Origin of the sequence: Bacteroides sp. D22 (assembly GCF_000163675.1) — a bacterium.
Classification (GTDB): domain Bacteria; phylum Bacteroidota; class Bacteroidia; order Bacteroidales; family Bacteroidaceae; genus Bacteroides; species Bacteroides xylanisolvens.
Window position 1 is genome coordinate 31,335 of record NZ_GG774813.1, and the last position, 15,370, is coordinate 46,704.

Below are 15,370 nucleotides of genomic sequence, written 5' to 3' on the forward strand. Positions count from 1 at the left end.
AACGTAAATAACAACNNCCAAAGTTTTTTTTTGAGATGTCAATGCCAATAAACCATTTCTTTTCCATATTTTTGCACTATTAAAGGGTTAACCATAGGTTGAACAAACTATATCCTTTAATAGGCCAACGACCTAAAATTCTAATTGGATCTGTTCAACTGATAAGGAAAGAAGGACTAATTCCGTGGATAGGGCTTCTGCCTAGAGGACACAATGGGTCACCTACTTTCCTTGGTTAACTTGTTTTAACCACAAAGGTAATATTTCAACCTTTATTTTTCACAGTGCAAATCTAAAGGAGGACACAGAGTTCTTCTCTCTCTTTCCGTAAGCAAAACAGAGCGATAAATACGATTACTCTGTATTACTCTATAGGGAATAAAAATAGTAAACCTCCGTGTCCTCTGTGGTGAAATATAAATTCCCATTTAGCAAAGAAGTGTGCAGAAATAAACTAAAATCGCACTATTTTGCTCATTTCAGTGCAAAAATGAATGAAAGTTTTTCCTACTATAAAGTTGAAAAACATAAAAACATCTGCCACCTGCAACGAAACGCGTGTAATACACTAGTTAATAGATAATTGTAACGTTGCAGATACCTGTGGCAGATAGGTTGCAGATAAAGTATCTGCAACGCGTTATATAATCAAAGAAAAAGCCTTGATTCCTTTGTGCAAAGCTATGGGATAAATGGGGTGACTCTATGGATAAATGGTGGTGTCTCTACGGGGAAACGACAGTATCCTTACGTGGAAACTGTAGTGTCCCGCCTTAGAAACTCTCGTTTCCTGCCGTGGAAATTGTAATTTCTAATGCAGGAAACGACAGTTCCCCGCCTGGAAACGGGAAGTTAATGTATACAATAAACTTTTGCCCTCCTGGAGAATTAGCTTATGTAAGGTTTATACTGTGTTGCAGATACTTTATCTGCAACCTATCTGCAACAGTATCTGCAACGCTCCAACTATTTATCAACTAGTGCATTACACGCGTTTGGTTGCAGGTGGCAGATGTTTTCATGTTTTTTCAACTTTATGGTAGGAGGATTACGCATCAAAATTGTGCTTACAACCGTAAGTCATAAAACAAATTCACCTCTGTGCCCTCCGTGTCCTCTGTGGTAAAAACCGTGCAATAATGTGTCAATGTGCTAATTGTTTACGTTGTGTCCCACATGGTAATTGGTACGCTGATAATTATTCACTATTGGAACTTTTTGCGCAGCCTTTTTATCCAACTGTCGCTACGTATAACATTATTATTCTCTCCAATCGCTTTTTTCAAATCCCGGATCCGTTCATTTTGTCTCTTCATTGCTGCCTGTATTTCGTTTATCAACGTATTTATTTCCTTCTGCAGCTGAATTTCCTTTTCTTTCAATTGAATAATGTGGGCGTATTTCTCGCAGACCATTGTTTTATCTATGCACAGTTGTTCCAGCGTATCAATATATTCTGCTGTAATGCCGGCTTTACTTCGGCGAAAGAGTTCCAGAATACATTCTTCGTCAACGTTCGGAACATTGTCTATGTATAACATAGGGAATTGTCCCATTTCCACCCAAAGCAGGATCGCTTCTTTTTCGATGTGATACTTAATCACTGCTTTTTCTACACTAATCCATTTTGGCATATTGCTTTTGTTTTAATGTGTTATAAAAAAAGGAGTAAATAACGTATTGTCCGGAGAGGTGCAACGAACACCCACGATTTTTATGATTTCGGTCGGGTGGGGAATTGGTTGGGGTATAAGGATTGTTGAAACCGACCGGATACAATAAAAGCGTGAGTGCTGTTGTACCATTATCTAAATCGAGGTCTTAGCATACCGTGCACCAGATAATGATAAACAACAGACACCCACGCCAAACGTTTATATATAACAAATCTCTAATCGATATGTTGATATACGATCATCTACGTGGAGTATCTGTTGTATCATTTCCCGGTGCATGAAATTTGCTAAGTTTCGATTTGGGAAACAATACGTTATTTACTCCATTAAGGAATAAAAAACGCTTTTGCCTGTTTCATCACGCTGATGGGCAGAAAGCGTGTGACAAAGATATATGTTTTTTTCGGAATAGGATGGAAAAGAGGAAATAAATGCAGGAAATATGGTATGAGAATAGAGAGTATGGTATAAAGATGGTAAATATGCTATACGGGTGGCAAATATAATGTGATGATAAAAAGGAGGGAGCCAAAAGTAAAACCATCTATTAGATTGATATTATTTAGGTACGGATTACACGGATTTCGCGGTTTTAGTCTAATGGAACCGTGAAACCCGTGTAATCCGTGCCTAAATGAAAGCCATAAAAGTCTTTTGACCTCGTATTGTCTTTCCGTGCAATTCTTTTTTTAGCTGCGATTTCTTTTGGGCTTTCCGGAGAAGATAGTCAGTTCAAGAATTGCAAAGATGATTTCCGTTGTGGTATATCCGGTAAATGTATATTCCAAATTTTCATTTTCGGAGAAGTATTTGAGATAAACGGTTGGAGTGCCATTGTGGAAGTCGAGAAAAAGATAAGAAGTATAATCATAGATGCCAAGATCGGCAAACTCGTTCAGAATCGCTGTGTTGAAAATCGTGCATTGGCCTGTCTTTGATTCATTTCCGGACATTTCGAATCTGCGATGTTCTTTTGCGAGATCGTCTTTATTCACATGCCTGAATTGTTCTTGCAGCTCTTTACTGAAAGAAAGGCGTTGTCTGATGAAATTGAAAACTTCTTCCTTTGTCATTTGTTTTAAATCGGTTATTTCCATTTTTTATTAATTAGTCGGGTAAAGGTACTTTCTTTATTTGGTAATAAATCGGATTTAGTCATATTTCTTTTATTTATTTTTCGGCTTATAACCCTAAAAGAATCTGAATTTATGGATTTATTTAGGGTTATAACCCTAAAAACTTTCCGAAAATAGTATATCTTTGTGCTTATAACCCTAAAAACTTTTGAATATGATTAATCGTGAACAGTATATGGAACAAATTGTTCCTTTTATAGATAAGCCGTTTGTAAAAGTGATAACGGGTATTCGTCGCAGTGGAAAGTCGGTAGTGCTGCGTCTGATTCGTGACGAACTGTTGAGGAGAGGAGTTCGTGAAGAACGTATCATCTATCTGAATTTTGAAAGTTTTCAGTGGATAGATCTGAAAGAGGCGAAGGCTTTGTATGCTTATATTCGGGGACAGGCGGGAGATGCGGGTAAATATTATATTCTCTTGGATGAAATTCAGGAAGTGGACGGTTGGGAAAAAGTGGTCAACTCACTTCTGGTAGATTTGGATACGGATATTTATGTGACCGGCTCCAACTCACGTATGTTATCGTCCGAACTGGCAACTTATTTAACGGGACGGTATGTCGCTTTCCATGTCATGACCTTGTCTTTTAGAGAATATCTGACTTTCCATGACTTGCAGGCCAATGATCCGACGCTCAACCGGAAGGAGGAATTTCAGAAATATCTCCGTATGGGAGGATTTCCGGCCATACATACTGCCGATTATGGATATGAGGCTATCTATAAAATTGTCTACGACATCTATTCTTCTGTCATTCTTCGTGACACGGTGCAGCGTCACAATATCCGGAATGTGGAATTGCTCGAACGGGTAGTGAAGTTTGTTTTCGATAATATAGGCAATAAGCTGAACGCTAAAAATATAGCTGATTACTTCAAAAGTCAGCAACGGAAGGTGGATATGAATACCATCTATAATTATCTGAATGCATTGGAAAGTGCTTTTATCATTCAACGTATTCCCCGGTATGATATTAAAGGAAAGGAAATTCTGCAGACGAATGAAAAGTATTTTGTAAGCGACCTTTCTTTGATTTATTCCGTGATGGGCTATCGTGACCGGTTGATTGCAGGTATGTTGGAGAATCTGGTCTGTCTGGAGTTGAAAAGAAGGGGTTATGAAGTGTATGTAGGCAAACAGGATGATAAAGAAGTGGATTTTGTAGCCATCCGTCGGGAAGAAAAGATTTATGTGCAAGTAACGTATCAGTTAGCTTCACAGGCCACTGTTGAGAGGGAGTTTGCTCCTTTGCTCGCCATTAACGACCATTATCCTAAATATGTAGTTAGCATGGACAGCTTGTGGCAGGATAATGTGGAGGGTGTCAGGCATCGTCATATAGCCGATTTCTTGTTGGATGATGCTTGACGTTAAGGAATATAGAAAACGAAAAAGAGGAAATTCTCTGCGAGAATCTCCTCTTTTTTCATCTTTCACGAAAGATCGAATTATTTCTTCTTACGGTCACCGTAACGGCTCATGAACTTATCAACACGACCTGCAGTATCTACCAATGTAGATTTACCTGTATAGAACGGGTGAGAAGTGTTTGAGATTTCAATCTTCAGCAACGGATAAGTTTCACCTTCGAATTCGATGGTTTCTTTAGTTGCTACAGTTGATCTAGACAAAAACATGTCACCATTTGACATATCTTTAAATACTACCGGACGGTATGATTCTGGATGAAGGCCTTTTTTCATTTCAGTATCTGTTTTTTTAATTTATATTCTGTTACTATTTTGGTAAGAAATAGTGTAATGGTCATTTTCAGAGCGCAAAGATAATGCTTTTCTGTGAAATAGAAAAAGGTTTTCTAAAATTTCTGATTTCTAATTTATGATTTCTGATTTGCTATGCAGATTTTGGTGATTAAATGAATGAAAAATGAGGTATAAATGAGGTATAAATAAGGTATAAATAAGGAGATATAAATCCGAAGGCATCAATCAGAATTCAGAAATCATAAATCCCAAAGTTTGCAAGGTGGACATTACAATCTAATGTCACACTCGTATTCCTGCTAAATTTTGCAGTCTGATTTAAACCTTTTTCTACTATATTTTTCTTTCCGATGTTCGTTATTCGATGGATAATGCTTACTTTTGCGTAGAATTTTTATTCACTAACAATAAACTTTAAACAAAATGGTAAATTACAAAGATTTAGGATTGGTAAACACAAGAGAAATGTTTGCTAAGGCTATCAAAGGTGGATATGCTATCCCAGCATTCAACTTCAACAATATGGAACAAATGCAGGCTATCATCAAGGCTGCTGTTGAAACTAAATCTCCTGTGATTCTTCAGGTTTCTAAAGGTGCTCGTCAGTATGCTAACGCTACTTTGTTGCGTTACATGGCACAGGGTGCTGTAGAATATGCTAAAGAATTAGGCTGCGCACATCCGGAAATCGTTCTTCACCTTGACCACGGAGATACATTCGAAACTTGCAAATCTTGTATCGATTCAGGTTTCTCTTCAGTAATGATCGATGGTTCTCACCTTCCTTACGAAGAAAACGTAGCATTGACTAAGAAAGTTGTTGAATACGCTCACCAGTTTGACGTAACTGTAGAAGGTGAACTTGGCGTATTGGCTGGTGTAGAAGATGAAGTTTCTTCCGACCATCACACATATACTGACCCTGAAGAAGTAATCGACTTCGCTACTCGCACTGGTTGCGACTCTTTGGCTATCTCAATCGGTACTTCTCACGGTGCTTACAAGTTTACTCCGGAACAATGCCACATCGACCCGAAGACTGGCCGTATGGTTCCTCCTCCATTGGCTTTCGAAGTATTGGACGCTGTAATGGAAAAACTTCCGGGATTCCCTATCGTTCTTCACGGATCATCTTCAGTTCCGGAAGAAGAAGTGGAAACTATCAACAAATATGGTGGTGCACTGAAAGCTGCTATCGGCATTCCGGAAGAAGAATTGCGTAAAGCTGCTAAGTCTGCTGTTTGCAAAATCAACATCGACTCTGACTCACGTCTGGCTATGACTGCTGCTATCCGTAAGACTTTCGCTGAAAAACCGGCTGAATTCGACCCACGTAAGTATCTTGGCCCGGCTCGTGACAACATGGAAAAACTGTACAAGCACAAAATCATCAACGTGCTCGGTTCTGACAACAAATTGGCACAGTAATAATCTCCGGATTATTCCATAAATAAAAGAAAGAGGCTGCTCCGGTTTGAACACTGGTAGCAGCCTTTTTTATGACGTTTAATCGTTTCAGAACGGAGAGAAGATAACACTATGGCTGTAATAAAGAACACCCGTGTCACAACTGAATGTAACACGGGTGTTCTTATCTATTATATAATGTTTCTTACATCAAGAATCCAAGCAGAATACCGGCAGCAACAGCTGAACCGATCACTCCGGCAACGTTCGGACCCATAGCGTGCATCAGCAAATAGTTGGTCGAATCATATTCCAAACCAATCACTTGTGAGATACGTGCAGAGTCGGGAACAGCAGAAACACCTGCATTACCGATCAACGGATTGATCTTATTACCCTTCTTCAGGAAGATATTGAAGATCTTAACGAAGATGACACCGGAGGCAGTTGCAATAACAAATGACAATGCACCGAGAGCAAAGATCTTGATAGAGTCGAGCGTCAGGAATTCGGAAGCTTGCGTAGAAGCACCTACTGTCAGACCCAACAGGATAGTGATTGTATCAATCAACGGACCACTGGCAGTATTAGCCAAACGGCGGGTTACACCACTTTCTTTCAACAGGTTACCGAAGAACAGCATACCCAGCAAAGGCAGACCGGAAGGAACCAGGAAACAAGTCAGCAACAAACCGATGATCGGGAAAATCACCTTCTCCGTGTGAGAAACGGCACGCGGCGGTTTCATGCGGATGACACGTTCGTTCTTGGTGGTGAGCAGACGCATGATAGGCGGCTGTATCACCGGAACCAACGCCATATAGGAGTAGGCGGACACCGCAATGGCTCCCATCAGGTTAGGTGCTAGCTTGGAAGAAAGGAAGATGGCCGTCGGGCCGTCTGCTCCACCAATGATACCGATAGCACCGGCTTGCATTGGGTCGAAACCCATTTCCAATGCGATCATATATGCACCGAAGATACCGAACTGTGCAGCTGCACCAATCAGCATCAATTTTGGATTAGAGATAAGTGCCGAGAAGTCCGTCATGGCACCGATACCCAAAAAGATGAGTGGCGGATACCAGCCGGAGGTCACTCCCTGATACAATATATTCAATACAGAACCTTCTTCATAAATACCGACTTTCAGCCCGGCATCCATATTAAAAGGTATATTACCGATCAATATACCGAAACCGATAGGAATCAGCAGCATCGGTTCGAACTCTTTGGCTATTGCCAAATAGATGAATACCAAGCCAACGAGAATCATGACTACATGCCCTACCGTAGCATTGGCAAAGCCTGTGTATGTCCAGAAGTCGGCCAGGTTATTTCCTAAAAAGTTTATAAAGTCTCCCATATTATTCAATAATTACGAGGTCATTACCTTCAAGAACAGAGTCTCCCTTGTTGACGTTGATGGCAGTAATCTTACCGTCCTTATCCGCATTGATATTGTTTTCCATCTTCATGGCTTCCAATATGATAATGGTCTGTCCTTTCTTTACAGTATCGCCTACATTCACTTTGATGTCGAGGATCACACCCGGCAGCGGAGATTTTACTCCTGATTTTCCGGTAGACGGAGCAGTCGGTTTCACTACTTGAGTAGGAGCAGTAGGAGCATTAGGCATCGGGCGTACTGTCACGGGTTTCGCAACAGGCTTCGGCTGTTTCTCCATTTCTACTTTATAGTGTGTACCGTTCACTTCTACATGAGCGATGTTGTCTTCAATATCTCCGATGGTTACTTTATATGAGTTACCGTTGATTTTATATTTATATTCTTTCATCGTTTTTACTTTTTAAAAGGTGACTTACTTTCTGGGAGGAGTTTCACGCAAAGTGTAAATCTTCGAACTCCATGGTGAGTAGCTGCGTTTTACGCGGGTGATGGTCAGTACCGTTTCTTCTACGTCGTGCACCTCATCCTGCATTTCGTGTAATGCCATAGAAATAGCAGCGTATACTTCGCCCGGAGCCTGTGACAGTTCCTTAGCTTCATGCTTGTCAATGCCTTTAGATTTCATAGCGTTACGCTTGCTCAAATTAACAGCTACTTTTCCTACAATCTTAAAAGCAATAAAGAGAAGAATCAATCCGCAGAATACTACGCTCATGGCAGAAATGGACATTCCAACGCCATCAGCATCGTGTTCTTCAAACTTTTCCATCTTGGAATTGCTGTCAAGAGTCTTGTTGTTGGTGCTCGGAGTCACGTATTTGTCACCGCTTCCACTTTTTACTTCCCATTCAGCTGCCCCGTCGCTTACACGAGCGTATGATTGATTGGGACCGAGAGTGCCTGCGGGCACTACAATCTGGTCGAGCAACTTCTTGCCGGAGTCGAACAGACCAACCCAGTTAGCTGTTTCCGGATTCAGCTTGAAGCTGGTATGGAAAGTACCACGGTTAGGTTCGCCATCTGCCCAGAATAGTGCATGTTGGCGTGGTTTCACTAAGGTAAGTATATCACCTTTCGGGATAAAATAAGTAACTGTATCGCCCGGTTGGCTGCTTACTTTCAGCAAGCAAGCTGCCAGGTCGGCGCTACCGAATGATTTATTGAATATTTCAATCCATGCGCTGTGCAATCCGTAATCGTCCTGAAAATTACTCTGATTGTCTATCAGGATTTCGTTTAGCACCAGCTTATTGTTCGACTTTTGCTCTCCACAAGAAGTCAGACCAATCAGCAACAGCAAAGAAAGGAATATTCCGATTTTGGTTTTGTTCATAATCGTTCTTGTTTTAATGTGAAAAGTAGGATTACAACGGAATATTACCATGCTTCTTAGCCGGATTACTCAATTTCTTAGTCTGCAACTGCTGCAAAGCACGGATAACACGGAAACGTGTGTTGCGTGGTTCAATCACATCGTCGATGTAGCCATATTTAGCTGCATTGTAAGGATTGGCGAACAGTTTCGTGTATTCTGCTTCTTTCTCTGCAAGGAATTGAGCAGGGTTTTCCTGATCTTTGGCTTCGCGTGCGTACAATACTTCTACTGCTCCTGCACCACCCATTACTGCGATTTCGGCAGTAGGCCATGCGTAGTTCATGTCACCGCGAAGTTGCTTACAACTCATCACGATGTGAGAACCACCGTAAGATTTACGTAATGTAATAGTAACCTTAGGCACAGTAGCTTCACCGTAAGCATACAACAGTTTAGCACCATGAAGGATAACGCCATTGTATTCCTGACCTGTTCCCGGAAGGAATCCCGGTACGTCTACCAACGATACGATAGGAATATTGAATGCATCGCAGAAACGAACGAAACGTGCACCTTTACGAGATGCATTGCTGTCGAGCACACCAGCCAGATACTTAGGCTGATTAGCAACGATACCTACCGATTGTCCGTTGAAGCGGGCGAAACCGATGATGATATTCTTTGCATAATCTTTCTGGATTTCAAGGAATTCACCGTTGTCCACAATAGCGCCGATCACTTCGTACATGTCATACGGTTTAGTAGGGCTGTCGGGGATAATATCGTTCAAAGAATCTTCCAGACGGTCGATTGGGTCTGTGCAATCTACATAAGGAGCTTCTTCAAGGTTGTTTTGAGGAATATAGCTCAACAGTTTGCGAATCAGTTCGAAACCTTCTTCTTCTGTTTGGGCGGTGAAATGAGTCACACCCGATTTAGTGGAGTGAACGCTTGCGCCACCGAGGTTTTCCTGGCTAACGTCTTCACCTGTAACGGTCTTCACCACTTTCGGTCCGGTGAGGAACATATAAGAAGTGCCTTCCATCATCAGTGTGAAGTCGGTCAGAGCCGGAGAATAAACAGCACCACCGGCACAAGGACCGAAGATACCGGAAATCTGCGGAATAACACCTGAAGCAAGGATGTTGCGTTGGAAGATTTCTGCATAACCTGCCAAAGCGTTGATACCTTCCTGGATACGTGCACCACCCGAGTCGTTGATACCGATACAAGGAGCACCCATCTTCATGGCCTGATCCATAATTTTACAAATCTTCAATGACATTGTTTCTGACAGTGAACCGGCAGAAACAGTGAAGTCCTGTGCGAACACATATACCAGACGTCCTTCGATTGTACCGCAGCCGGTTACTACACCGTCTCCCGGATAATGTTTTTTCTCCATTCCGAAGTTCGTGCATCTGTGCTCAACGAACATGTCCATTTCTTCGAAGCTACCCTCGTCAAGCAGCATAGCCAAACGCTCGCGTGCTGTGTATTTCCCTTTTTCATGTTGCTTCGCAATTGCTTTTTCGCCGCCTCCGATACGTGCTACGGCACGGCGTTCAATAAGCTCTTTAATTTTTTCAAGTTGATTACTCATGAGTTCTTGTTGGTTTTAGAGTTTATGATTAATGTTCGCAGAGTTCTGTCAACACGCCCAAAGTTGATTTCGGGTGAAGGAAAGCAATATTCAAACCTTCGGCACCTTTGCGGGGAGCTTTGTCGATAAGGCGGATTTCTTTGCTTTCTGCTTCTGCCAAAGCATTGGCTACGCCATCTTCTACAGCAAAGGCTACATGATGAACACCTGCACCTTTGTTTTCAATGAATTTGGCAATAGTACTCTCCGGGCAAGTCGGCTCCAACAGTTCAATTTTGGTTTCGCCTACTTTTAAAAAAGCAGTTCTTACTTTCTGATCTTCCACTGTTTCAATGTTGTAACACTTCAGACCTAATACATTTTCGTAGTAAGGAAGGGCTTCTTCGATGCTTTTTACAGCAATGCCCAGATGTTCAATGTGTGAAATCTTCATAACTATACTTTTTTTATTTGGTTTTAATCATGTGCTTATATGGCATAAAACAGCACAAAGAAAGACATTTCTTACCTAATAAAGAAATATTTCTGCATTTAATTATTGGATTATTAAACAGAAAAAATGGTAGGGAAGGAGCATGAAGAGTCGTTTTGCAATCTTGAGATTACATTTAGACATAAAATTTGACTAAGAGTTTGTTCAGCCAATTCCAATTGACACGGAACCAGCGGCGGGTACTGCTTTGCTTTCCTCCGAATCGGAGAACGAAATCACGATAACCGTGTTTGCGGAACGGAAGTCCTACATCCATAAATTCCATGTGACGGAATCCCCGTTGGTGGGCGTCTTCCAATGCCTTCCAAACGGCCAGCACTCCCGGATACTGAAGTGCGTATGTCTTTTTCATTCCTCCGGAAAACCAAAGGTACGCGTCATCTCCCGAGTAGATACAGACGGAACCGCCAATGATTTTCTCTTTGTATTTTACTACGAATATTTTTGCCTGTTGTCCTTTGATTAGCATATCGTTCATGTGACGGAAAAAGTCGTTGGCAGGGAAATATCTGCGTATGCGGGAGGAATAAACCTTGTGCAGCATCCGTGAGAAATCGTGTATTTCTTCCACGGTATGTGCTTCCTCTACTTTGGCTCCATTCTTGAGTCCTTTTTTTATCTGACGGATGCGTGACGGGCTGAACCGGTCTTCCGTCTTTTTCATACTGTGCAGCGAATTGCGTACCCGCAGCCAGTTGACAGGGAAATAATCATTGGCACGGAAAACCCGGTAACCGAACATCGAATTATTGAGGTTCCGGAATTCGATCAGGACACAGCTACGCGATGCTTCTTGTGTGAGATGTTCGAGCATATCGCCAAAGACTTCTTCTGCCTTTTCTTTGTTGGTCGAAAGCGACTCATCTAGAAATTCACCTTCGCTATATACTACGCAATGTTTCACTAAAGAGGAGGGAAGCCACTTTTTCGCTTTGCGGATGGCAGCAAGCAGGCGTGCCACAGGTCTGCCGTCTTCTGTTGCTACTATTAATAAAGGAGTATACCCCGGAGTCGCTTCATAAATCTGAAATAACTCTTTGGAATGGAAGGCGTTTTTTCCGGGCAATTCAGGAATGTCCTTCCCATGATAATATGTGGTTAGTTTAAGTGGCATCTAGGTACAAATTTACACTTTTTATTCTTTATTCAACAACAAAACAGAGATTTTGTTGGAACTGCCTGAAGTAAAGTACAATATATCTTTGCATATTTAATGGAAAAAATGTATTTTATAGGAGAAATATGGTATGAAAAGTGAGTACGTATTAAAATTAGGTTCGTCTTAAATTAAGATTATAATCGAATAGTTTTTGCAAAACAACGAGAATTAATATTAACTTTAAATTAGAACGAATGAGATGTAATGCATTTGTTGAAGCATGGAAGAATTATCATAGACGCGCTTCCATGATTTTAGGGTTGTCTTTATTGGCTGCCCCTCTGTCATACGCTGTTTATGCAGAAGATGGAGTTTCTAATACTATGGTGCAAGTTGTCACACAAACGAAAACTGTGAAAGGAACTATCATCGATGAAAGCGGGGAGCCGCTGATTGGAGTTTCTATCGTTGTGAAAGGAACAAGTACAGGTACGATTACCGATTTTAACGGTAACTTCTCTATCGATCTTCCGGCGGGAAGAAAAGAACTGGTCATTTCTTATATCGGTTACAAAGAACAAACGGTGACTGTGACGAGCAACGGACCGGTCAATGTGAAAATGGTTTCGGACACACAGGCATTGGATGAAGTGGTTGTTGTGGGTTACGGTACGATGAAAAAACGCGATTTGACAGGAGCTATCACTTCTGTAAAAAGTGAAGATGTAGTGATGAATCCAAGTTCAAATCCGATGCAGGCTTTACAAGGTAAGGTGGCAGGATTGGATATTACGCGTGAATCGGGACAGGCCGGTTCGGGAGTAAAGATGCAGTTGCGTGGTAACCGGTCATTCCAGAAGGATTCTGGAAATCCTTTATTTATAATTGATGGTATGCCGGGGGATTATTCTACATTGAATCCGAATGATATTGAAAGCATTGAAGTTTTAAAAGATGCTTCTTCGACAGCTATTTATGGTTCAAGTGGTGCGAACGGTGTTATTTTAATTACTACTAAAGGTGGTAAGGAAGGCAAAGCAATTGTTAATTTTAATGCATACGTAGGCGTAAACGGCTGGTCAAGGACTCCGGAGATGCGTAGTGGAGAAAGTTATATACAAACCTTGAGAGATGCATCTGTTGGTGCTGGCGATGGACGTTGGAGTTCGGTTGCTGATGATAAAAATCTGTTTACTACTGATGCTGAATGGAATGCACATCAAAATGGCCAATATATAGATTGGGTGGATGCTTTGTTGAAAACCAGTGTAACACAGAATTATTCTGTTTCTGTGGCTGGTGGAACGGAAAAGACAAAGGCATATTTTTCTCTGAACTTCTCTAATGAGGATGGGCAGTTTGCACAAGATAGTTATAAACTTTATTCATCTAAAATCCGGGTAGATCATAAGATTAAAAAGTGGATGAAGGTGGGCATTGATGCTCAACTGTCTTATGTACATCAAAATAAAGCTGATTCTGATTTACAGACTTTGATGGCGTCAAATCCTCTTGGATCCTTGTATAATGAAGATGGAAGCATCAATCCGCAACCTGTTGCCGATCCTTCATCTACAGTATATAATTATCTTTTAAATGAGGATAAAAGTTTGTACCGCAATCAGGCTCAAAACCTTAAGGTCTATTTTAATCCTTACTTGGAAATCACTCCTCTTAAAGGGCTGACTTTTATTACTCGTGCTGGTGCTAGTTTGGGATATTCACGTAGTAACACTTTCACAGGAGAGGGGTCTGTTCAATGGTATAAGGCAAATCAAACGGCAGACGGCATTAAGGCGCAAGTTAAGGACAACCGTTCGTATAATTATAAGTGGGAAAATATACTTACTTACAATTTCCAAATTAAGAAAGTGCATGATATAACTCTTACTGCAGTTACATCTTGGAATCACAATCGTAGTGATGTCACTACTTTGTATCAAAAAGGTGTTTCTGATAATAAATTCTTATGGCATAATATTCTTGATGGTAATTCCTCAACTTCGGGAAGTACTTCTTATAGTATGTCTAAGGGGATGGGATATGTCGGCCGTTTAAACTATTCATATATGGGTAGGTATTTATTCGCTGCATCTGTCCGCCATGACGGCTCTTCCAGACTGGCAGAAGGTAATAAATGGGATACTTTCCCGGCTTTCTCTTTGGGATGGAGAATTTCTGATGAAAAATTTATGGAGAGTACGACTAACTGGTTGAGTAATCTGAAAATTCGCTTCGGATATGGTGTTACGGGTAGTACAGCGGGTATTGATCCGTATTCGTCTGCTGCATCATTGGATGCTACTGCTGTAAATATGATATTAGGAGGTGTTCTGACACCGATTTATAAATTCTCACAGAATATTCCGAACTATTTGCTTACATGGGAAAAGTCGTATAACACGAATATTGGTATTGACGCTGCATTCTTAAATAATCGCATTGATGTCAGTATGGAATATTATAATACAAAAACAAAAGATGTTATATGGAACAAGGCACTTCCTGTTATTAATGGAGCATTCTCCCCGGATGGCGGACCTAAAGCGAATTATACTACTAATTTAAATATGTGTGAGACTAGCAATAAAGGTTTTGAGTTGGCTCTTAATACACGTAATATTATAACAAAGAACTTTACTTGGAGTTCAAGTGTAACTTTCAATCATAATAAAGAGAAAATAACCAAATTGTCCGGTGGAGATTCAGATGTGCTTAATAATGGTGACACCGGTTATGCATTGGCATTGGGAGAAGCTATTAACTCTTATTATCATTATAAGTTGGATGGTGTATGGCAAAAAGGTGAGGAAACTGATGCGGCGGTATTTGGTGCTGCACCTGGTGATTTGAAAATCAATATACCTAATTTAGTAAAAGAATCTGATGGTAGATTCTATAAAATAGATGAAGAAACGGGTAGTGCTGCTGTGGATGAAAATGGTAATGTTATTTATTACACTTCTGATAATAAATATACTCCAAGTGATGCAGATTATCAAATTCTGGGTCACAACTCTCCGGATTGGTCTTTAGGATTCCAGAATAATTTTACCTGGAAGGATTTTGATTTAAGTGTGTTTGTTTATGCACGTTACGGACAGATGTTTGCTTATGATATGTTGACGTCTTATGACCCGAAGGGTATACGTAACTTCCCGACCTATTTCAATTACTGGACTGAAAACAACCCTTCAAATGATTTTCCTGCCGCCAATGCTAATAAAGGTCTCGAACAATATACGGGATATTACGCATTACGCTATGTAGACGGTTCGTTTATAAAGATTAAGAACATTACATTGGGATATAGTCTGCCGAAATCTATCTTAAAATCAGCCGGTATAGAGAAGTGTCGTTTCTATGCTACCATTACAAATCCGTTTGTATTTGCGAAAAGCCATTTGCTGAAAGACTATGATCCCGAAATGAATGGTTCTCTGAAGTACCCATTGACCAAACAATTTGTATTTGGTGTAAATGTTACATTCTAGTTTTTCACTAA

At 40.7% G+C, this 15,370-nt stretch carries 12 protein-coding genes; 3 read left to right on the top strand and 9 right to left on the bottom strand.

The genetic code is table 11. From position 1 onward, the window contains the following. Nucleotides 1–1,205: 1,205 nt before the first annotated feature. Both HMPREF0106_RS07875 and HMPREF0106_RS07870 read right to left on the bottom strand, forming a co-directional pair. Nucleotides 1,206–1,634, bottom strand: a complete 429-nt coding sequence (locus HMPREF0106_RS07875) for a hypothetical protein (RefSeq protein ID WP_008774791.1) — start codon at nucleotides 1,632–1,634, stop codon at nucleotides 1,206–1,208. 731 nt (nucleotides 1,635–2,365) lie between these two features. Next, on the bottom strand, nucleotides 2,366–2,773 hold the full coding sequence (locus HMPREF0106_RS07870; RefSeq protein WP_004304410.1) for a hypothetical protein: 408 nt from the start codon (nucleotides 2,771–2,773) through the stop codon (nucleotides 2,366–2,368). 193 nt (nucleotides 2,774–2,966) lie between these two features. On the opposite strand from HMPREF0106_RS07870, the gene HMPREF0106_RS07865 reads away from it, so the two are divergent. Further along, nucleotides 2,967–4,181 (top strand): ATP-binding protein, encoded by a 1,215-nt coding sequence (locus HMPREF0106_RS07865; protein WP_004300908.1) that lies wholly within the window; start codon nucleotides 2,967–2,969, stop codon nucleotides 4,179–4,181. Between the two features lie 80 nt (nucleotides 4,182–4,261). Here the strand turns inward: HMPREF0106_RS07865 and HMPREF0106_RS07860 are convergent, their stop codons facing one another. Next, nucleotides 4,262–4,516 carry a type B 50S ribosomal protein L31 gene (locus HMPREF0106_RS07860; RefSeq protein ID WP_004300906.1) on the bottom strand — a complete coding sequence of 85 codons (255 nt, stop codon included), beginning with the start codon at nucleotides 4,514–4,516 and terminating at the stop codon, nucleotides 4,262–4,264. A gap of 444 nt (nucleotides 4,517–4,960) precedes the next feature. Here HMPREF0106_RS07860 and HMPREF0106_RS07855 point away from each other — a divergent pair, with 444 nt between their 5' ends. Continuing rightward, a complete protein-coding gene (locus HMPREF0106_RS07855) occupies nucleotides 4,961–5,965 on the top strand; it encodes a class II fructose-bisphosphate aldolase (RefSeq protein ID WP_009040531.1) in 1,005 nt (334 codons plus the stop codon). A 184-nt stretch (nucleotides 5,966–6,149) separates the two neighbouring features. Here HMPREF0106_RS07855 and HMPREF0106_RS07850 read toward each other — a convergent pair whose 3' ends face one another. The 6 genes from HMPREF0106_RS07850 to HMPREF0106_RS07825 all read right to left on the bottom strand — a co-directional run bounded on the left by HMPREF0106_RS07850 (nucleotide 6,150) and on the right by HMPREF0106_RS07825 (nucleotide 11,880). Continuing rightward, nucleotides 6,150–7,310, bottom strand: a complete 1,161-nt coding sequence (locus HMPREF0106_RS07850; RefSeq protein WP_004300899.1) for a sodium ion-translocating decarboxylase subunit beta — start codon at nucleotides 7,308–7,310, stop codon at nucleotides 6,150–6,152. A gap of 1 nt (nucleotide 7,311) precedes the next feature. Then, nucleotides 7,312–7,743 (bottom strand): acetyl-CoA carboxylase biotin carboxyl carrier protein, encoded by a 432-nt coding sequence (locus HMPREF0106_RS07845; RefSeq protein WP_004314215.1) that lies wholly within the window; start codon nucleotides 7,741–7,743, stop codon nucleotides 7,312–7,314. A 24-nt stretch (nucleotides 7,744–7,767) separates the two neighbouring features. Further along, nucleotides 7,768–8,688: an OadG family transporter subunit gene (locus HMPREF0106_RS07840; RefSeq protein ID WP_032851526.1), complete on the bottom strand. Its 921-nt coding sequence runs from the start codon at nucleotides 8,686–8,688 to the stop codon at nucleotides 7,768–7,770. A 31-nt stretch (nucleotides 8,689–8,719) separates the two neighbouring features. Then, entirely contained in the window at nucleotides 8,720–10,273 is a 1,554-nt protein-coding gene (locus tag HMPREF0106_RS07835) for an acyl-CoA carboxylase subunit beta (RefSeq protein ID WP_004300890.1), read from the bottom strand. A 28-nt stretch (nucleotides 10,274–10,301) separates the two neighbouring features. After that, entirely contained in the window at nucleotides 10,302–10,706 is a 405-nt protein-coding gene (mce, locus tag HMPREF0106_RS07830; RefSeq protein ID WP_002561104.1) for a methylmalonyl-CoA epimerase, read from the bottom strand. A 175-nt stretch (nucleotides 10,707–10,881) separates the two neighbouring features. Then, nucleotides 10,882–11,880 carry a GNAT family N-acetyltransferase gene (locus tag HMPREF0106_RS07825; protein ID WP_008774790.1) on the bottom strand — a complete coding sequence of 333 codons (999 nt, stop codon included), beginning with the start codon at nucleotides 11,878–11,880 and terminating at the stop codon, nucleotides 10,882–10,884. 239 nt (nucleotides 11,881–12,119) lie between these two features. Between HMPREF0106_RS07825 and HMPREF0106_RS07820 the strand changes: the two genes are divergently transcribed. After that, nucleotides 12,120–15,359, top strand: a complete 3,240-nt coding sequence (locus HMPREF0106_RS07820) for a SusC/RagA family TonB-linked outer membrane protein (protein ID WP_009040532.1) — start codon at nucleotides 12,120–12,122, stop codon at nucleotides 15,357–15,359. Nucleotides 15,360–15,370 lie beyond the last annotated feature (11 nt).

Coding starts and splice junctions, on each gene's coding strand:
- HMPREF0106_RS07875 (WP_008774791.1), bottom strand. CDS start 1,634: ATGCCAAAATGGATTAGTGTAGAAAAAGCAGTGATTAAGTATCACATC.
- mce (WP_002561104.1), bottom strand. CDS start 10,706: ATGAAGATTTCACACATTGAACATCTGGGCATTGCTGTAAAAAGCATC.
- HMPREF0106_RS07865 (WP_004300908.1), top strand. CDS start 2,967: ATGATTAATCGTGAACAGTATATGGAACAAATTGTTCCTTTTATAGAT.
- HMPREF0106_RS07820 (WP_009040532.1), top strand. CDS start 12,120: ATGAGATGTAATGCATTTGTTGAAGCATGGAAGAATTATCATAGACGC.
- HMPREF0106_RS07845 (WP_004314215.1), bottom strand. CDS start 7,743: ATGAAAGAATATAAATATAAAATCAACGGTAACTCATATAAAGTAACC.
- HMPREF0106_RS07835 (WP_004300890.1), bottom strand. CDS start 10,273: ATGAGTAATCAACTTGAAAAAATTAAAGAGCTTATTGAACGCCGTGCC.
- HMPREF0106_RS07860 (WP_004300906.1), bottom strand. CDS start 4,516: ATGAAAAAAGGCCTTCATCCAGAATCATACCGTCCGGTAGTATTTAAA.
- HMPREF0106_RS07855 (WP_009040531.1), top strand. CDS start 4,961: ATGGTAAATTACAAAGATTTAGGATTGGTAAACACAAGAGAAATGTTT.
- HMPREF0106_RS07850 (WP_004300899.1), bottom strand. CDS start 7,310: ATGGGAGACTTTATAAACTTTTTAGGAAATAACCTGGCCGACTTCTGG.
- HMPREF0106_RS07870 (WP_004304410.1), bottom strand. CDS start 2,773: ATGGAAATAACCGATTTAAAACAAATGACAAAGGAAGAAGTTTTCAAT.
- HMPREF0106_RS07840 (WP_032851526.1), bottom strand. CDS start 8,688: ATGAACAAAACCAAAATCGGAATATTCCTTTCTTTGCTGTTGCTGATT.
- HMPREF0106_RS07825 (WP_008774790.1), bottom strand. CDS start 11,880: ATGCCACTTAAACTAACCACATATTATCATGGGAAGGACATTCCTGAA.